General features: G+C 47.2%; 16 protein-coding genes and 3 pseudogenes. 10 read left to right on the forward strand and 9 right to left on the reverse strand.

Translation table 11 applies throughout. The features are described 5' to 3' along the window. Positions 1 to 112: 112 nt before the first annotated feature. Positions 113 to 820 (reverse strand): DUF1868 domain-containing protein, encoded by a 708-nt coding sequence (locus tag GC087_RS16890; protein ID WP_324028761.1) that lies wholly within the window; start codon positions 818 to 820, stop codon positions 113 to 115. 138 nt (positions 821 to 958) lie between these two features. Between GC087_RS16890 and GC087_RS16895 the strand changes: the two genes are divergently transcribed. Then, positions 959 to 1,228, forward strand: coding sequence for a hypothetical protein (locus tag GC087_RS16895; RefSeq protein WP_058701125.1), 270 nt, complete (start codon positions 959 to 961; stop codon positions 1,226 to 1,228). Positions 1,229 to 1,240: 12 nt separating this feature from the next. Beyond that, positions 1,241 to 2,785, forward strand: a complete 1,545-nt coding sequence (locus tag GC087_RS16900) for a methyl-accepting chemotaxis protein (RefSeq protein ID WP_324028763.1) — start codon at positions 1,241 to 1,243, stop codon at positions 2,783 to 2,785. Between the two features lie 268 nt (positions 2,786 to 3,053). Here the strand turns inward: GC087_RS16900 and GC087_RS16905 are convergent, their stop codons facing one another. Then, positions 3,054 to 4,682: an ABC transporter substrate-binding protein gene (locus GC087_RS16905; RefSeq protein WP_164483041.1), complete on the reverse strand. Its 1,629-nt coding sequence runs from the start codon at positions 4,680 to 4,682 to the stop codon at positions 3,054 to 3,056. A 282-nt stretch (positions 4,683 to 4,964) separates the two neighbouring features. On the opposite strand from GC087_RS16905, the gene GC087_RS16910 reads away from it, so the two are divergent. After that, positions 4,965 to 5,120, forward strand: a complete 156-nt coding sequence (locus tag GC087_RS16910; RefSeq protein WP_164483040.1) for a hypothetical protein — start codon at positions 4,965 to 4,967, stop codon at positions 5,118 to 5,120. Positions 5,121 to 5,375: 255 nt separating this feature from the next. On the opposite strand, the gene GC087_RS16915 is transcribed toward GC087_RS16910, so the two are convergent. Then, positions 5,376 to 5,567, reverse strand: coding sequence for a hypothetical protein (locus GC087_RS16915; protein ID WP_164483039.1), 192 nt, complete (start codon positions 5,565 to 5,567; stop codon positions 5,376 to 5,378). 948 nt (positions 5,568 to 6,515) lie between these two features. Between GC087_RS16915 and GC087_RS16920 the strand changes: the two genes are divergently transcribed. Next, positions 6,516 to 6,959: an ECs1072 family phage-associated protein gene (locus GC087_RS16920; protein ID WP_039342951.1), complete on the forward strand. Its 444-nt coding sequence runs from the start codon at positions 6,516 to 6,518 to the stop codon at positions 6,957 to 6,959. Positions 6,960 to 6,989: 30 nt separating this feature from the next. Here GC087_RS16920 and GC087_RS16925 read toward each other — a convergent pair whose 3' ends face one another. Then, on the reverse strand, positions 6,990 to 8,591 hold the full coding sequence (locus GC087_RS16925) for an ArnT family glycosyltransferase (RefSeq protein WP_324020298.1): 1,602 nt from the start codon (positions 8,589 to 8,591) through the stop codon (positions 6,990 to 6,992). Between the two features lie 1,532 nt (positions 8,592 to 10,123). Between GC087_RS16925 and GC087_RS16930 the strand changes: the two genes are divergently transcribed. Beyond that, positions 10,124 to 10,333 (forward strand): hypothetical protein, encoded by a 210-nt coding sequence (locus tag GC087_RS16930; RefSeq protein WP_033738740.1) that lies wholly within the window; start codon positions 10,124 to 10,126, stop codon positions 10,331 to 10,333. A 1,332-nt stretch (positions 10,334 to 11,665) separates the two neighbouring features. On the opposite strand, the gene GC087_RS16935 is transcribed toward GC087_RS16930, so the two are convergent. Beyond that, on the reverse strand, positions 11,666 to 12,112 hold the full coding sequence (locus tag GC087_RS16935) for a hypothetical protein (protein ID WP_058701129.1): 447 nt from the start codon (positions 12,110 to 12,112) through the stop codon (positions 11,666 to 11,668). Between the two features lie 205 nt (positions 12,113 to 12,317). Here GC087_RS16935 and GC087_RS16940 point away from each other — a divergent pair. After that, a pseudogene (locus tag GC087_RS16940) lies at positions 12,318 to 13,444 on the forward strand (IS3 family transposase). Between the two features lie 23 nt (positions 13,445 to 13,467). Here the strand turns inward: GC087_RS16940 and GC087_RS16945 are convergent. Beyond that, positions 13,468 to 13,650, reverse strand: a complete 183-nt coding sequence (locus tag GC087_RS16945) for a hypothetical protein (protein ID WP_324028766.1) — start codon at positions 13,648 to 13,650, stop codon at positions 13,468 to 13,470. Between the two features lie 98 nt (positions 13,651 to 13,748). On the opposite strand from GC087_RS16945, the gene GC087_RS16950 reads away from it, so the two are divergent. After that, positions 13,749 to 14,117, forward strand: coding sequence for a hypothetical protein (locus GC087_RS16950; protein WP_324028768.1), 369 nt, complete (start codon positions 13,749 to 13,751; stop codon positions 14,115 to 14,117). 82 nt (positions 14,118 to 14,199) lie between these two features. Here GC087_RS16950 and GC087_RS16955 read toward each other — a convergent pair whose 3' ends face one another. Both GC087_RS16955 and GC087_RS16960 read right to left on the reverse strand, forming a co-directional pair. After that, positions 14,200 to 14,694, reverse strand: coding sequence for a hypothetical protein (locus GC087_RS16955; protein WP_058701132.1), 495 nt, complete (start codon positions 14,692 to 14,694; stop codon positions 14,200 to 14,202). Positions 14,695 to 14,792: 98 nt separating this feature from the next. Further along, positions 14,793 to 14,966: pseudogene (locus GC087_RS16960) on the reverse strand (Rha family transcriptional regulator); the annotation flags it as partial. Between the two features lie 31 nt (positions 14,967 to 14,997). Here GC087_RS16960 and GC087_RS16965 point away from each other — a divergent pair. The 3 genes and pseudogenes from GC087_RS16965 to GC087_RS16975 form a co-directional block, all read left to right on the forward strand. After that, positions 14,998 to 15,444: pseudogene (locus tag GC087_RS16965) on the forward strand (site-specific integrase); the annotation flags it as partial. A gap of 481 nt (positions 15,445 to 15,925) precedes the next feature. Then, positions 15,926 to 16,666, forward strand: a complete 741-nt coding sequence (locus GC087_RS16970) for a HipA family kinase (RefSeq protein WP_324028770.1) — start codon at positions 15,926 to 15,928, stop codon at positions 16,664 to 16,666. After that, on the forward strand, positions 16,663 to 17,481 hold the full coding sequence (locus tag GC087_RS16975) for a DUF3037 domain-containing protein (protein ID WP_416383440.1): 819 nt from the start codon (positions 16,663 to 16,665) through the stop codon (positions 17,479 to 17,481). The genes GC087_RS16970 and GC087_RS16975 overlap by 4 nt, the downstream gene beginning before the upstream one ends. A 440-nt stretch (positions 17,482 to 17,921) precedes the next feature. On the opposite strand, the gene GC087_RS16980 is transcribed toward GC087_RS16975, so the two are convergent. Continuing rightward, on the reverse strand, positions 17,922 to 18,284 hold the full coding sequence (locus GC087_RS16980) for a helix-turn-helix domain-containing protein (RefSeq protein WP_324028774.1): 363 nt from the start codon (positions 18,282 to 18,284) through the stop codon (positions 17,922 to 17,924). Positions 18,285 to 18,495: the final 211 nt, after the last annotated feature.

Genomic DNA, 18,495 nt, shown 5'->3' on the forward strand with positions numbered 1-18,495 from the left:
GGCAATATAAGACCTGGCGCGAACACGGTATCTCAATACATGATTATTTCAGTAACGCGCAACGAACTGACAACCCCCATGGCAGTCCGCTTTAACGTCAACCTCTCCTGCCCTACTGAATGGACGACGACAGCCGGAAAACCGGTCTGTATTCCGTCATATCCTCAAACACGCAAAACGCCGGTGCATTCAGTTCAATGATCGGAGAAACCCGCATAAGCTTTTCCAGATAAACCGCTCTTAACCTCTGAAGGAGGCGGCACTCCTCGGCGACCGGCGGGTTAATCAGATATGACACACTGATATGAAACTCGTAAACATCATGATTATGTCGTCTGCAGCGCAGGACATGACTGAGACGATCTCTCAGCCCGCGAATTTTTGTTTCTTCCGCCTGATTCATTGGTGCCAACGAGATCGAGACGCCGCACTTTAATACAACAGCCCCAATCCGCATTTTTACGGGAAATTCAGTTACGCTAAAGTCGGTCAGCTTTTGGGCAAATAACCGATCGCACGCCGACATGGGCGCATCGAGGCTCAGGTCTGCGGGCCAGGCCGGCAAATAACGCGCCCTGTCATTCGCACCATTAAAGACGGTCATGTGGTAGCTCGCCGACGGCAGAAAGGTATAACACCGTGCCAGTCCTTCCGCCTTCATGGCCTCCACCATCTCAGAGATCACGCTAACGATTTCGCTTCCCTGATCCAACTGGCAAATGAGCGTGTTACCTCTGAAAGGCAAATATGCACCATCAGCCGCAAATTTTTCACCGATAGCATTCTCTTTCCAGCCGTCGTACTCAAGCACTTCTGACATAGCTTCTGCCCTAATCAATGGATAAATGCCTGCGTTTGAGGCGCGCGTGCTTCGCACAACAAAAGACAGCGCCGCACAACATGATCGTCCACGCCTGAAAAGTGTGGCCTCACGGGCTTATGACAATAATGCCGAAACATGACCGTTTTTATTGCGCTGCACGAAGCAGGCAACGAACGCCGTCATGCAAGGTGGCTGCATATCAGCAGCGGAAAGGGGCGCGCAAAGACTGTTAAAATTTTATGTCTCTTTACCCTGCTGCGCCGGACAGACGTTGTATTCCTGTGCTGGCTACCCACGTCGCACGCGCGTGCGATGAAGTTTCATTCTGCAACAAATTTCACGCCATTTACCGCTTATGCCCGGAAGGCTTTTGCCGAAAACATCATGGGCCATATAAAATCTTAACTGGGGTGAAAAATGAAAGTATCGACGCGATTATCTGCTGGATTTGCTTTTTTAATGTTGTTTTTTGTCATTAGCTCTGGGGTTGCACTGAATCATCTGCTTGAAGCCCGAAAAAATATCAACGAAATCGTCAACACTAATCTGAAAAAAGTCACGCTGGCGAATGATGCGGGAACGGCTCTGCGAAATATGCTGGTCGAAGTCAGGAACATGGCCCTGTTTTCTGATCCCAAAGCCATCGAGAATGAATGGGGCCGTTTCGAGGGCCAGAAGGCCGTTTATACACAAAAGCGCGCTGAACTGGCCTCGCTGATTGAAATCAACAAAAACCCCGAAGAGCTCGGTCTGCTTAAAAAAGTGCAGGAAAATGAAAACGCCGCGCTTACCACCCTGGCGACAGCGGCCACAATGGGCAGACAGCGGCAACTGACCGGACTGGCGGACTATCTGACCAATGTTGTCCGCCCGCCCCAGCAAATCCTTATTGGCAGCCTTAATGAACTGACCGAGATGCAGCGGGCCTTTGCAGAGCAAACGGCAGAGAAGAGCAATGACTCTGTCAGCCGCATCATTAAGATCTTTATTTTTCTGGTTCTGGCGTCCCTGATTTCTGGCGCCGTGATCTGTGTATTAATGAGCAGGAAACTGATGGCGCAGTTGGGTGGAGAGCCGGCTCAGGCCCAGCAGCTGGCCGCCGCGATTGCGGCGGGTGATCTGACTACGTCCGTTACGTTACGCCGCCACGACAGGAGCAGTCTGCTCGCTTCTCTGGATACCATGCAGGCAAATCTGCGCGGCCTGGTGTCGCAGATTAAACATGCCTCTACTACTGTTGCTCAGGCCGCCGATGAAATTTCCCAGGGCAATACCGAACTGTCCTCACGCACCGAGCAGCAGGCCGCCGCGCTGCAGGAAACTGCCGCCAGCATGGAGCAACTCACAGCCACGGTGAAAAGCAACAGCGCTGGTGCGCAGCAGACGGCTGAATCCGCGCGCGAAACCGCCCGACTTGCCCGTTCCGGCGAAACGGATATGAATCGCATGTCGGATACCATGAACGCGATTGCTATCAGCGCGACCAAAGTGCGGGACATCACTGCGGTAATCGAAAGCATCGCTTTTCAGACCAATATTCTGGCGCTCAACGCGGCAGTGGAAGCGGCACGCGCCGGAGAAGGCGGACGCGGTTTTGTCGTGGTGGCGGGCGAAGTCCGAACGCTGGCGCAGCGCAGCGCTACCGCAGCCCGCGATATCAAAACGTTAATTGAACAGGCCGTAAGCCAGGTTGAAAGCGGTGTTGCAGTGGCGTCAGGCACGGGCGAAAGCATCATGAAGATTGTCGGCATGGTCGGAGAGCTTGCCAGCGCAATGGACAACCTGTCGCTGGCCTCTTCAGAACAAATGCAGGGTATTTCTCAGGTCAGCGTGGCGGTCAGCCAGATGGACAGCGTGACGCAGAATAACGCAGCACTGGTAGAAGAGTCTTCTTCCGCGTCACAGTCCCTGTCAGTTCAGGCCCATGCGCTTCGGGGCATGGTGGAAACCTTCCGGGTCTGATTATCATGGCGCGGCGAGACGGTTTTTCGCCTGAGGGCAGCAATCCGCCCTCTTTATCGTATCACCACCAGCCCGGATGCCGGGCTTTTTTCATTTGTATAAAAATCGCACTGACCAACAGTGAATATCGGACATGCTGTTATGGTTTTCAGTATGTGCGGGACCGGGCTGCCACCTTCGCTATCTTCATGTCGCTTACATTCGCCGGGGTCGATGAGCGACCCCGGACATTTTCGTCGTGCTGAGAACATCAGACACAAAGACTACGTTACTTAACCAGATACAGGTCTTTGGTATAGTAGAAACGCAGATGCGACGGCGCGTAGCCGCCTACTTTTGGACTGACCATCTGATTCAGAGCGCCGTAAAAGACCGGAATGACTGGCGTATCATTAGCAATAATATCGCTGGCTTTTTGATAATCCCGGGTCACGGCATCCAGGCTGGTATCCATGCCTGCGGCTTTTACAGCGGCATCAAAGGCCGGGCTGGCATAACCCGCCGTATTTTGACTGTCGCCGGTACGATAGGTGTTAAGGAAGGTGGACGGTTCGCTGTAATCGGCGACCCAGGTATAGCGCACCAGATCAAACTGCCCCTGATGCATATTATCCACCATGGTTTTCCACTCCTGGTTTTGCAGGGTGACCCGGGCGCCCAGCACTTTCCCCCACATCGACGCGGCAGCGATCGCGATACGTTGATTATCCTGATTGGTGTTGTAGAGCAGAGTAAAAGTTAAAGGATGGCTGGCGGAATAACCGGCTTCACTGAGCAGCGATTGGGCTTTTTTCACCCGTTGTTCCTGCGTCCAGCCCGCCCATGCTGGTGCCTTGAGCGTCACCTCCCCCATAGATAAGGGCAGCATAGCCCAGGCCGGTCGCTGGCCCATACCGATGACTTTATCAGCAATAATGGTTTTATCCAGCGCCAGGTTGAGCGCCTGCCGCACACGCACATCCGTAAAGGGCGGCTTGCGGTTATTAATTTGAAAATAGAACACGCTGTATATCGGTGTGCTGCGCACCTCTTTTGGCCGCTCTTTTTTCATACGAGGAAAGTCAACGGCAGGGATGTTATCCGTGATGGTAATGCCGCCCGCAAGATAGCGATTAAGCTCTGCGGATACATCGTTGATCGGTAAAAAAGTGACCTTGTTGATTACCGTATGTGCGTTATCCCAATAGCGATCGTTACGGACGAGCGTAATTTTTTCATTTACCACCCACTGGTCCAGTTTGAACGCTCCGCTGCTGACCATATTGCCGGGCCGTGTCCAGGTTTCTCCAAACTTTTTGACATTATTTTCGCTAATCGGGAACAGGGAAGGATGAGCGACAAACTGCAAAAAATACGATACCGGCTGATCGAGCGTGACCTGAACAGTATGGTCGTCCAGTGCCTTAACCCCCAAACTGTCAGTCGGGCTTTTTCCGCCCGTTACCGCATCCGCATTGAGGATGTGGGCATAGCTGGCAAAAGAGGCATAAGGCGAAGCCGTTTTGGGATCGGTGAGACGACGCCAGCTAAATACAACGTCCTGTGCGGTCAACGGCGATCCATCGGACCAGGTCAGATCCGGGCGAAGGTGAAAGGTCCAGACTTTGTTATCCGCCGTTTCCCATGAGGCTGCCAGCCCGGGCACCACCTTACCGTCGGGCGTGGTCTGCACCAGCCCCTCAAACAGATCGTTAAGAATTGAAAAAGCATCATTCGTTTCCGCTTTTTCGACGTCCAGTGTGGCAGGTTCAGCACCATTACCGCGCACGATTTCCTGTAAGGGAGCCAGCGTTACTCCCGCTGGCACATTTGCCCCTATGGCGGGAAAGGAAGATAGCAGCCCTGTAAAAATAACCGGCCCACATAAACGGATAGCATATGAACGGCTTACTGGCATTCGTCTGACTCCTGTTGGATAAATTATTATGTGACTTCGCGCCAGCAATGTTGCAATTTATGGGCCAGAGGCGAGGCGCTGTACTGCGCCAGTCTGCCAAAGGTCAGGTGGTAAAAAGCGTTATCACTGCACAGTTTTGATGCAAAACGACAAACGGGCTGTGCCGTTTGCCCCGTTGCGATTAACAGAACTTTTACGCTATGCCAGCAACCCTTTTTCACCCGCTTCACACCTCGGCACAGCCAAATTGATAGAGTAATGGGATATCAATCTGGAGCCTGTATGAAAAAAGTCATCCTGTTAGTGATTGCGTTAGCCAGCGTCTCGGCGCTGTCGGGCTGTGTCTGGCCGTTCTGGGGACCGGGCGGTGGCGGCCCAGGGCATATGGGACCGGGCGGCGGACCCGGTGGTGGTCCGGGCGGTGGCCCGCACGGCTAAAGAACCCAGGACGGTCTCTTCATGAAGCCGTCCTGCTTCCCTAATCAAAATCATTCTGGCATTCACACCTGTGTTGCCAGATGCGCGCGACAACTGCGAAATACTGCACTGGAACTTAAATTGACAACTCAGCGTATGACACGATCCGCTGGCAGACGAAGTGCGCCGGCCGATAACACGCTGGGCTTACTGATCATCCTGACCGATCGCCTTGGCCGTACGCGGCGCGGACATTTTAATACGCGCGCTAATCTGCTATGACGGGATCCACCCGGCAACCTCATTCACCTTACCCTGCCAGGAGAACAGCAGCTCACGTGGCTGCATCACAGCTCCCGCCACGTCAACACCATTCGCTTTAATCAGTAACTGGTCAGTGAATTTACCCGTTATCGCCTGCCTCGGGAAATCTGCCACAGTCAGGAAGTGCGTGAGAATGTACGGCATGACGACCGCCCGGGCAGACGCACCTTACATCACGGTGAGCCTGAATTGGGTTGTTTTTTTGCTCCTCAGAGAAATCCATCTGTATTTCTGTGAAGAGTAATAAAGCATGATAATCTTGATTTTTTATTTCAAAGAAAATCTCCTGAAAATTGAAATTATATATTCTACAGATGAAATGTGTGATTAAAAAACAAAGCCAGCCACCAGGCTGGGTTTGCTATTTTTAAAAGTATAAATAAAATGCCTGACTTTTTTAGCAGGTAAGCTGAAGCCTGCAGAGTAATCGTTTACTTCATCATAAAATCCATCCCTGACATCCATTTCAATTAAAATTATCAACTAAAAAAAGATAAAACCAGCACTAATTAAAATAAAGCCCCCTCACTAATAAAACAACCGCATTACAAAATAAAAGTTAATATCACACCCGGGACAAAAAACACGTGCCGAAATCAGTAAAATAGATGATTAACAATAAATCATTAAGCTGTTAAGAATGAAATCTACTCCCTCTCAATGCCATTTTCTATGTCTTTTTTTACAGTATATACTTATTTTCCCACCAGACTTATGATTGTAAGGTGCCATGTGGACACGGTGGAGGTCGATATGAGAAATTTCGGTTTCGTCGTAATAGGTCTGGTTGGTTTTGCTGCATTCAGCGTTGCTTTTTGTGCCCTTTGCCTGACGACATCCGGTGTCATCCATTAGCTGCGCGGGAAATCCACGATATGGCCATTCGTGGCCATTTTGGTCAATATCATAACGCCCTCTACCGGCTCTGCCTTATCTCTTCGTTGCAGAGTCACAGCGCTAAGCAGTATCTGAACGTGCAACGACCTGAAAATTTTAACGGAAGGCCTGCGATGTTCAGGTCAGCGATCTTTGCCCTGCGTCTGACTTCTGCTAACTTTGTTATGAAAACGTTAACTTCAGACAAGGCAAGCTATGAATCAGTATGACAACCTCTGGAATGCTATCGAAACGCGCGTTAAGCAGAACAATGATGCCTCAACGCTGGATATGAGCCATTCCGATAATCTGATGGTTAACCAGGTGAAACAACGCACCGCGCAGATATTTATTCTTGAAATCATTTTGGATAAACATCGTAAACAATTTGGCACGCGTTATTTCCCGTTATCCGGCGAAGAAGCGCTTTATCATTTGATCTTTACGCGCACGAACTGGTTACCGGCACAAATCAGAACCCTTTCACTTTCTGATGCACTTTTTGTTATCGCAGAACTGTTTCGCGATGGCAATCTACAGGAAGGCGTCAGAAACTTTCTGGGCACGCAGGGACTGCGAAATGTCTCTTATCCCCTTGATGAGTTTTCAGACAGAGACTGGGCACCTAAGGAAAACGAGGTACATCTGTCCCTTCCCTGAGACAAACGTAACAGGATGCCGTAGGTGATATCACTGTGCCTGTGAGACTATCCCAGGCACCGTTGGCGCTAAAGAAAAAATGTCCTGGCCATCAAGCCGATAAAGTTGATAGCTTTCTTCTTTATCTGCTGGTCTTTCTCCCTGCCAGACAAGCGTGCCATCCACAAATTCCTGCGGATGCTTTTTATCGTGCTGTACCAGAAGCCAGTGACAGCGAAAGGCACCTCTGTGCTTTCCTTCCCTTAGCGTGACTAAGCCGTCGTAATACTCCAGTAACGCGCGCTGTGGCTCGCCAAGGTGCCGACTGGCTACGCACTCATCTTTAGGCAGCCAGGCTCGCATCGGGATAAAGACGTCTGAATAACGCTTCGTATAATCCAGATAAGGCATGCCAAGCGTCATGGCCAACACCCAGCACAGGGTTATACAACTGGTGAAGATATATAAGGGGCTTTGTCGCGCTGCCCGATGGAAAAATACGATGCCACTCATCATCAGGGTAACCAGCAGTGCCACGCTAAACATAAGCGGATGGAACTCAGGCATAAATCCAGGTGCGCCTGGCGCCACCCACTTATTCCATAACGGGACAGGCCAACCGGTTATCAGTATAATCCCCGCGCCCCACATCACCGCAGGAAGCAGACAAAACAGGCCCAGAGACCAGGGCCGCAATTTTTCAGCCCACTCCGCTTTTCGTTGACACGCCCCCGCCGCTAATATTGCCAGTGGCAGCAACAACGGCATGGCATAGAGTTCGCGTGCATCTGCGGCGGCAGACAATGTAGCAAAACCTGCCACAAAAAACGTCAACAGGACTTTGACTGCCGGGCTAATGCCGTTTGCCCCGCTGCGCCATAACCACCATACCGCCATAGGAAGCGCTGGAAATGCATACCACGGAAGCAATTTAAGATAAAAGAACGGCTTCGCTTTCGGACCCAGTCTGGCGGTACCGTCAAATCGGCCAAAGTTATTCACCATAAGCCAGGTTGAAAACAGTTTTTCTGAACGCATCCAGAGCGCGTAAAGCCAGGGCGCGACCAGCGGGCAAAAAACCAAAAAAGCAATGGCACAAAAGATGACGTAGCGCCTGTTGCGAAATTCAGTATTGAGCAACGGTAACCCCATCGCCGTTACTCCCAGAATCCCGGGACCCAGTAGCCCCTTTGAGAGAAACATAACGGCAGCGCCCACGCCCAGTACAATGCCGCCAGCAACATGGCGTCGAATCCCCAACACGAAACCATAAATGCCGATGGCACCGCCCGCCAGCAAAGCCGTATCGGTAATCATCTGGTGCGCCCGAATGGGAAAACCGACGCAGGCAAAGAGAATAAGAACAGCCCAGCGTCCGGCGCCCTTACCCAGTAACTCTCTGGCAGATAGTGCAATAGCGTAACAGGCGATCAGGATGAAGAAGCCCGTAGTCAGACGCGCTGCATCCGGCTCGCCTAATAACGGACTGAACAACCGAAGGAAAAACGACGCCACCACAAAATAGAGCGGCGGCTTTTCCATAAAAGGCTCACCTGCCAGCGTAGGCACTACCCAGTCACCGGTCTGCGCGATGTGGCGAATTAACCCAAATGTATAAGCTTCGTCAGGCTTCCAGGGTTCATGTCCTACCAATCCTGGTAATAACCAGCAGCTAAAAAAAATAAAGCATAAAAATAAGGGAATTTGCTGCGCAAGAGGAAAGAGAGTCGTAATACGCTGCGTGCGAGTATCGCTGCTGTCTGTGGATGTCAGAGGTATAAATGCATCCGGGGCAGCGGCCCGTGTTGCAGGAAAAATAACCTGAAAATGTTTTGTGTTCACGCGTTACTCGCTTGTCTTACCGACTTTTAGAGTAAAAATACGGTGTATAAGCTCTATGTCTGTTCGCAAAAATCTTTACAGAAACGGCCCAATAAAGATGCAAAATGTGCTTCTTAAGCAAAATGCTGAATCCCTTTATCCGCTCAGCACTTTTTGAAGTTTATAAGCGCTTATTAGTGCGAGGATTTGAACATCCGGAGCTCCGAGCTTACAAAAAATTCACTGTTAATAAGATAAAGAAGCGGAAGTAAACGAGAAATAAACATTCTGCGCTTTGAGTTTAAACGCTTAGCCCAGACTGACATTGAGGATAAGAACTGATGAGGAGCCACCACCAAATCTAAAAAGATGAATGTAAAGAACGGAATAATGACTTATGGGTCCGGTTCAATTACGGGATCTGATCATGATAGATGTGTTAAACGCGTCACTAAAGCAGAAGCATCTGGCATAGTGTTTCCGTTTAAAGAAAGCACGAAATGCACGAAATGTTCCCCTCAATAAGTCAGCTGAGGCACCATTAAATCACCTATTATTCGGACCTAAGGACGAACGTCTCTAAGTGCCCTGTGCCGCAATACGATCACAGGATCTAACGCCTTTCTGAAAAGGTGCAGATATGAGCCAGAGCGAGGCAAGTCGCCCATTGACTAAGAAGCATTATGAGACGCTTAAACGAAAAAAAGCCCTGTAACGAGCAGGGCTGATAACCATTCAAAAAAATTTATCTATTTCTTATAAAAAGTGTATGATGAGCGCGGAGTATTCCCTGGTGTTGGCTGTGTTAGCCACCCTCACATCAACCCTTGAGGTTTCCGAGGCCACTGGTGGTGTGGGGGTTTCTTTTTTAAATCATAAATTATATTGAACCTTAACCCGCTTCATAACAACTAGACTTTAGATCAAAAAAAACTATACTAAAGGATAGCAAAGTGAGCTTTATCACTTTGTAATCAGATGCATAAGCGAGAACCCTCTCAAGCTAACTTCGGATTGCGCTTGAGTTTTTTGTTCATCACCTTTAATTAACCACACAAACACCTGAGCAGCATTATGCTCTGCAAGCACGTCGTTTCCAAACGCCTTCAGACTGATTCCCTGCCCCCGGAAAGAATAAAACCATCAGAAAAATTGATACTAACCGAGTATGCTGCGCTGCAAGCTGAGCCGATCTGCCCTTCCACGTACAGCACCTGGTGCCAGTTCACCCCTTCTCCTGGTTTCACTGAATTCTCTTCCGCCGGACCCACGTATGTTTTACATCGTCGTATAATTGTCATCATCCTGTGATAGGTTCTCTGAGGGGTTATACACGCTCTTCTTAAACGCACTGGAGTTGTTACATGAAAACGACAAAAGCCCACTCTTTAGAACAGGCTAATGAATTACTGTCCAAAGGACTGGCTAAGAATGTTGAGTTGTGTTTTGAATTGACCACGGATGAGTTTTTCAGATTCACCGATCACTGGTGTGATAAAGGGGCAAAAATTCTAAAAAAAGAACACTTTGTCGTTAAACTGAAGCCTTCCGCTTCGGTCTCCGACCCAGAGTAATTCTGTTCTTTGCCTGCTGACTGCGGTCTTAACGATCGAGACGCTAACCGCGTTTTTATACACGCAACGACAGTCAGTAGGTGTTTTTTCACGGCTTGCTTTTTGAATAGCGCTGGAAATCCCTCCAGTAAAACCGGGTATAGTGCTGCCTGACCCGTCAAAATCCTTATACATCTCAGTTCAGCGTGCCGGTACAGCCCGTAAGCAGTAGCAGAACGACACAAAGCACCACGTTTATCACTCGCGGAGACATTCTGATTGAAGCGAGTAAATTACGGTCTTTTGATACGTGCTTATTGTGACCCGTTTTAGCGAAACGCTGAGACAGCATTAAAATGTCGAATGGCAGTAACAGCATTGCGGGGGTCAGCTTTGGCCGGTTCTCACTCTTTAATGGCTGCATTATGTTTTTCTCCATACCTAAGGCCTGGCACCGTTGAAATACGTTCGGCGATGAAAGACCTGATGACAAAAGTCGCTATATCTCTGCCCCACAGAAACCGCATAACCGAACGGTCAGAAAGACACATCCATTTTCGAAATCTTTCAGGTGAACTGCGCCCAGAAACAGTACATATTTTTTTTACCCTTACCTTCAGTCATTAGCTAAAAGCACTGGTCCTTAGTACTGACCCTACAATAGTAATTGTAGGTGATAAAAACTTTCCGCATCGACTACGGATAATAACGATGTGACAATCGTTAAAACCTGATAACGGGTTTATACTTATGAGCAGAAAAATTACCTGTCCGCCTGTTCATTTCTCAACATTTTTTGCTAAGACCAGCATCGAACAGTTCATCATGAGCAGCATGCAACTATGTGCACTGCCGTAGCATTATGATGTTCCCTGTACGGATGAGTATGAGCATGGCCATATGACAATACGATGGCGATAACAGCACTAACAGAGTAAATCGCACTAACGGCACCATAATGTTATTTAACTCCTGTCACAAATCTGATTCATTCAAAGTGAGGTGAATCTTGATAGTGGCGCATTCTCCGTGCTCATCAGCCTGAGTGGATTATCCTTAGCACATCAACAGACGGAAAACCCGGCATAAATTTATCAACCCATTAATTGTATAAGAGTTAGGTTAAATTATTAATTTCCATTTAAAGATAAGCATGGTCCGCTTTAATGTAACATCCTGCTATTAATGACCTGTTTTAGTGGTAATCTTTGGTAGACCAGGTCGCGATCTTCATAATTCACTTTTATAACCACATGAAATATTTATAATTTAACCAAAGAGATATAAAAGACGACAAATAAATTAGCGCTCTGGATACAGAGCGCCTGATGCTATTTACGCTTCAGAGCAACGTTAATTTTGCCACTTTTCGATAATTACGCTTACAGAGCCAGAATTATCTGCACGTTGCCAGTCCTGTAGATACAAATCAAATCCACCACCTTGTGGAAAAGCATGCATAAGCGATGAAGCCTCAAGCCCATCATCATTCAAGCCATAAAAACTTACAGCGGCTGATTTATCAGAAGTAGTAGTGCGATCGTAGATCATTAAAGCAGCAGATTTAGAACGTGTGTTTCCTGCCTGCCCCGTTGCGTAATCGACGCCGGCTGATTCCGGGTCAATACGAAAACGATACACTCCAGAAGCCACATTAGTTTCATTGTAAAAACTCCCACCGGGAATGGTATTGTTATATCCATCCAAAGTGACGGTTTTATAAGGTTGCCAGCCCGCCATGGCAGAAAATGATGTGACAACAGAAAATGCAACGATTGAGGCTTTTATGAAATTAAACATATATAAATTTCCTAAACAGAGTTAATCAGCGTCTTATATATATCGATGTCTAATTCATTCGTTAAGCTGATAAATTTTACTCATTAAAGGCTAAACAAGATCATCGCTGTGAATCGCCACAGGTTTAACAGACTCCTGAAAGTCATTTAAGATGACTTAAAAGAGAGGTACCCATGAGCGGTAAACGTTTCCCGACGAGTTCAAAATTGAAGCGGTTAAACAGGTCGATGAACGTGGTCACTCCATCGCAAGCGTCGCCAGCAGACTTGATATCACCACAGTCTCTATGCCTGGTTAAAAAAGTACGGTCCTGATTCTTCCATTAATAATGAACAGACAGATGCTCAGGCCGAGATCCGCCGTCTTCAGAAAGAATTGAAGCGGGTTACAGACGAACGCAAATTATAAAAAAAAAGCCGCGGCGTACTTCGCAAAACTGTCTGACTGAGGTACGCCTTTATCCGCGACAACAGCCGTTGCTGGCCTGTTCGTTTGCTCTGTCGGGTTCTGGACGTCCATCCGAGTGGATTTTATTTCTGGCTTTAGCAGCCACATTCACAGCGTCACCAGGCAGACCAGATGATAACCGGGCAGATCAAACAGTTCTGGTTTGAGTCTGGGTGCGTGTATGGTTATCGCAAGATCCATCTCGATCTGCGTGATACCGGGCAGCAGTATGGAGTGAACCGGGTCTGGCGGCTGATGAATCGTGCCGGAATAAAACTCAGGTTGGGTACCGTAGCCTAAGGGCATGTAAAGGCGAAGCCAGTGTCGTGGTACCCAACAGGCTCCAGCGGCAGGTTAATCCGGGCTCACCGGATGAGCGTTGGATGGCGGACATAACCTACATCCGAACCCACGAAGGCTGGCTTTATCTGGCCGTGGTGGTTGACGTTTCCGTAAAGTTATCGGCTGGTCAATGCAACGCCGCATGACAAAAGATATTGTCCTGAACGCATTACTTATGGCAGTGCGGAGGCGTAATCCTCAAAAACAGATACTGGTTCACTCTGATCTGGGCAGTCAATACACGAGCCATGAGTGGCAATCTTTCCTGAAATCACACAGTCTGGAAGGCAGCACGAGTCGTCGCGGTAACTGCCATGATAACGCGGTTGCGGAAAGTTTTTCCAGCTACTGAAACGCGAACGGGTTAAGAAAAAGATCTACGGAACACGGGAAGATGCCCGCAGCGATATTTTTGATTACATCGAAATGTTTTATAACTGTGGGCGTCGGCATGGTTCGAGCAATCAGATACCACCGGCAGAATACAAAAACCAATATTATCAACGGCTCGGAAGTGTCTGGATTATCCGTGGCGATTCATGATGTCCTTTCTTTAGTCTAGACAACTATTTTGGTTCAGGCTTAAAATCCATCTTGAGTACGTCATCCGGCGCGAGGTACACCCAAGCGCCATCTTCCTGAGCAATGCCGATGAAGCCGTTAACTATCTCCGGCTGTGATCGGTTCATCAGGCCAACATGCGTCTCACCATATGTCGTCGTGACGGTGATGCGGTAGGTGTAGGACATTGAGAGCCTCTCTATCCCCCGAATATATTGCCATCAAAATTAGAGAGCCAGTGGTGATGGCAATAATATGTTATCTTTGGGACAACCAAGGAGGCGGTATGTTTTCTTTTCTCACCACATTCAAGCGACTAATCACTGACCAGCAAAAACAACAAGACTCTAAGCCAGAATATTCAACAGAAGAGCTTCTTCAATGGGCAACAGGCTGTATGCTCAATGGCCTTCCTGATAATTTTTTTCAGGCCAGGCTTTTGTGTCTCAGGGAGCCCAATCCTACCAATCCAGATGGTTGGATAGTCAGCGTGAATCACGATGTGATGCTTAGTGCTGAATCAGGGTATGAACGGTTTGAACCTGCTGATGACCTTTATCCTACGCAGTGCGTAGAAATGCTGCTTGATGGCAAGGAATGGCATAGAGCCAGTATTGTGTTCAATCAAGAAAAAACATCATTCCTATGGGAGTGAATATTTCCGGATCCAATTTGTGATAGCGATAAAACCGCACGTAGGCGGTTTAATACAATTTTTTGATAAAGTTTATGCGGCGTTAAATCTTGATTTCACAAGCTTCAGCAAATTCATTCACAGCCTTGGTTGAACCCACGACATCGGCACTAAAGCTCATTTTTTTATTCACAGCTTGAACGTTCAAGCCAATAAGCATTTTTGACTTTGCCTGCTTCAATTGAGTTAGAACTTGAATAATACCAGCTTGATTGGTTGTGCCCTGCATGTACTCATCGTTACGTTTTTTGAAGTTGCCTTCTAACCTTTGAGGGTCATTGCCATCCACTTTCACAATTATCGTTACAGGAATCAGCTCTTTAGCATTAAATGGCCCCTTTTCAACATAAGATAATGAAAGCTCATCTTTTGTGCAGTCAAAAATAATCCCATTCATTGGTGAAATGGTGCCGTACATCATGGCTTGCTTGCCGCCTGAGAAAAGGTCATCTTCGACCTTAGTTACCCATTCAGCATTAGCGCTAAAGCTTACTAGTGAGGCGCATCCAATTATTGCCGCTATCAATGAGTTTTTCATAATGACCTTCCGATTGAGATTTGCATTTGTTAATCGGCAATCGGTAAAAAATCTTTATGTAAATTGTCAGGCGTCCTCGCAAATGCGCCTTGTGATGATCACTTTGACAGTCCAGGGATGGTGATTTGCCCGTGCTGGTCGATTCGCTCTATTCGTGCCAGCAACTGTGGTTTCTTTACCCTTCCCCAACGGTTCAGCAATCGGCCTGACATGCTCGCCACATCTTTCTCTTTCATAAACTCAAGCATGGCTGCGTTTCGCTCCGCCTCAAGGTTGGCGACGCCCTGCCGGATCATGTCGGTGAACGCCAAAGCGGGCAAGGCTATTGGCGTAGCGCTGAATGATACCGCATGCCGGGTACTGAAGGAGCAAATAGGAAAACATTCACGATGGGTTTTCGTTCACACCAAAGAGGCAACCAGACCAGACGGCACCAAGACGCCATCAGTCAGAAAAATGCGCTGTGATGATAACACGGCGTGGCGGATAGGACTCAAGCGGGCAGGTATTGAGGATTTCCGTTTTCACGACTTACGGCATACCTGGGCAAGCTGGCTGATACAGGCAGGTGTTCCACTTTCGGCATTGCAGGAAATGGGAGGATGGGAAAGCATCGAAATGGTACGCAGGTATGCACACCTGGCACCCAACCACCTGAATGAACATGCGCGCAAAATTGACTCGCTTTTAGGTGATAACGACACAAATACGACACAAGGAGTAAATCAGGTAGGTTTGAAGCTTGCTTAAATCATTGAAATATAGTGCCCTACAGGATTAAATATTAACATTCAAGCGATTGATATTTATCAAAACATGCTGTTTACATAAAGCAGGATACCCCCAAAAATACCCCCAAGTTCTATTTGCTAGATTTCAATTTGGTTAGCAGACTGACATGACTGAGAAGAAAAAACTTCAAAACAGGTATGATTTGCTCCGGTTAATTACTCCTATAGCTGACTTTAAGGCGCGCTCATCCTCAGCTATAGTAGTTTTGAGCACCAAGGCTTTTCTGCTTCAATGTTTAGCTGATCATATCAGCGTCTAGCATGATACCTTTACTCACCTCCCGCTAATGCTAATCATTAGAATGTTCCGCGAGTGGATGGCGAAGGGATTTAAGGCTCAGTGGCCGACAAAGGCGTTTGGTTGAAGATTTCACGTATGTTTCTTAAATGATAACTGCGACAGCATAGTGTTTATACATTCATGGACGTAATTTAAGATAATGAATGCAAATAATCTTAATGTTATAGAAATAGTTAGGCGCATACCGGACTGTGCCACCCTGCCATTTCTATGTAGGTGTGATGACGATGAGCTCTATGTTGTTAAAGGCATGCCATGCTTACCAAAAAAACAGTTGATAGCAGAGTGGGTTTCTGCATGCCTAGCAAAAGAGTTAGGACTATCGTTGCCAGACTTCAAAATCGTCTACGTTGACAAGTCGCTGACTGAATTTGTGCCTGAATGGAAAAATGAGTTAAATGAGGGCTACGCTTTTGCCACCAAGTTTATCACTGGCGTTTCTCCGATTACCTTCCCTCAAGCTCACCACAACATCGATACCACTAACCAGAAAAAGATCTATCTATTTGATAAATGGATAAATAATTCAGACAGATCATTGTCTCCAGCGGGCGGTAACGTAAATATTATTTTTGATTACAGAAACAATAGACATTACCTAATTGACCACAACCTCGCGTTCGATCATGATGAGGTTCCTGGTGAGTTTGACTACCATGTCTATAGTGAAAGGCACCGTTCATGGATTTTCGATCTGGTTGATAGAGAATCTTATGAAGAAGAAACCAAAAGAGTGAGGGGGGTTCTTCCTAATTCGATTTCAGAAATACCTGAAGAATGGAAAATTGAAGATGAACAAGAGCATGACAACTATGTTGATTTTATAGGTTCAACTTTAGATCGGATATTGGAAGATAAATTTTGGAGCAATATCAAGTGACTACGCCATGTCTTTACAGCATCGTAAGATATGCACCTTATGCAGAAACTGAAGAGTTTGCAAACATAGGGGTAGTCTTGTGCGCGCCAAAAAAAAGAATCCTTCAGTTCAAGCTTACAAATAGTAACGATGCCAGGGTTAGCGCTTTCTTCCGAGATGATACTATTTTTCCTCTTGCGAAAGATGCTGTTGCTCGTGAGTTGCAACTTGCGCAAGCACATACTCATTCATTTAAAACACCTTCTGATTTTGCCACATTCTTCAGCCACTTAACGGCAAAAAAGGAATCAATCTTTCAATTCAGCTCTACCCGTGTAGTCATGGCCCAAAACCCAGAGAAGGAACTTAACATCCTTTATGATAAGTTCATTAATCACTCTGAATACAGCAAGGAACGCAGGGAACAGATATTAACTAAGGAATTGAGGTCACGGATTAACTCATATTCTGAACTTAAGGGTGCGTTCAAAGAGGAAACTCTCGGCGGAGAGCTAACCCGGTTTAAGATGCCATTTGTTGCCAAAGATGATGGAAAAATATTGTGCGCAATTAAGCCTTTAGCGTTCAATCAGAAAGAACCAGGTAAAATGATGGAGCATTGTGACCATTGGGTTGCTCGTGTAACAAGAGCTGCTAATGAAAATTTACTCAATCTTGCTAAGGTACTTTTTACAATCGATGGCCATACCTCTCCCTCAGCTTCCGAGTCTAAGGCCATGAGTGAGATCAGAAAAACATTCGACAAATATGACCTTGCTCATTTCAAGCATGATGATGAAAAATCGATTATTGAATTTGCCAAACACGCTTTGTGATTAACCCGGCCGCCGCGCCGGGTTTTTTATGCCTGTAACATCGATAGCGCGCCACCGAGTGGGGTCTTTAAATTTACCTTATGAGCAAAAAACTAGCAGTACTATTTAAACAGGAACGATTAAACCTGAAGCCATGGGAGCCGACACCCATTGAGAGCCTTCACCGAATAGCCGCCAGATGCGGGCGGGACGAAATCGCTGAGATACACATCAGGCTAAAGTATCTTGAGGCAGAGAGAGCAATGACGCCCGAATGGGATGGCGACACTCAGGACGACATTTGGAAAGCCAGCAATGAACTCCGTCAGATACTCAAGCTGATACCTCAAAGCTAAGAGCCCGTCTCCGTGCAGGCTTTTTTTGCCGCTACTTCACCATTCTGACCATCCCCGCCACATCCCGGTAAACTCCCTTCTCATTACGTCGAGTTAGCATAGCGGTCACTCCTTTGAGCGCTTATCCTCGCCTGCTTCAGTTTTTTTCTGCCGCTTGGGTCTTGGTTTTAAAAGCTCGTCAAGTTCCTCTTTTACCTTTGCCCTATACCAAGGTGACGTGCAATCAACACTCTGGTAATTTTTACCTTTAAAATCAGTCGGACATACAGGCTCGTACTTGAGTTTCGTCAATGCATCTAAACAATCTTCACGAAGAAAAAGATATGGCGATTTCGGTTTGCTGCTTAGTCTGTAGGCAGTGAGTCTCCCTTCCATAATCCACTCCATAAGTATTCTCTGAGATATGCCTAGAAAAGCAGTAGCTTCCTTTTTGGTAAGGGTCACCTTTTCGATAACAACTTTATCCATGACCGCCTCTTATAACTAAGAAGAATGACAGACGACGTAAAATCGGTTGTTTTGTGATAATTAAGCCAGATTGCTGGCTTCGGTAGAAAATAGGTTAAGGGAAATGCACAGCAGCAGCCAGTATATACTGGCCATAACGTGAGGTGGTTTTCAACTGGAAGTCTTATAGGAGGGGTAAAAGGGTCCAAAGTGGCAAAGAAGCTAGAAGGAT

The organism is Pantoea sp. JZ2 (assembly GCF_035191405.1).
GTDB lineage: Bacteria > Pseudomonadota > Gammaproteobacteria > Enterobacterales > Enterobacteriaceae > Pantoea > Pantoea stewartii.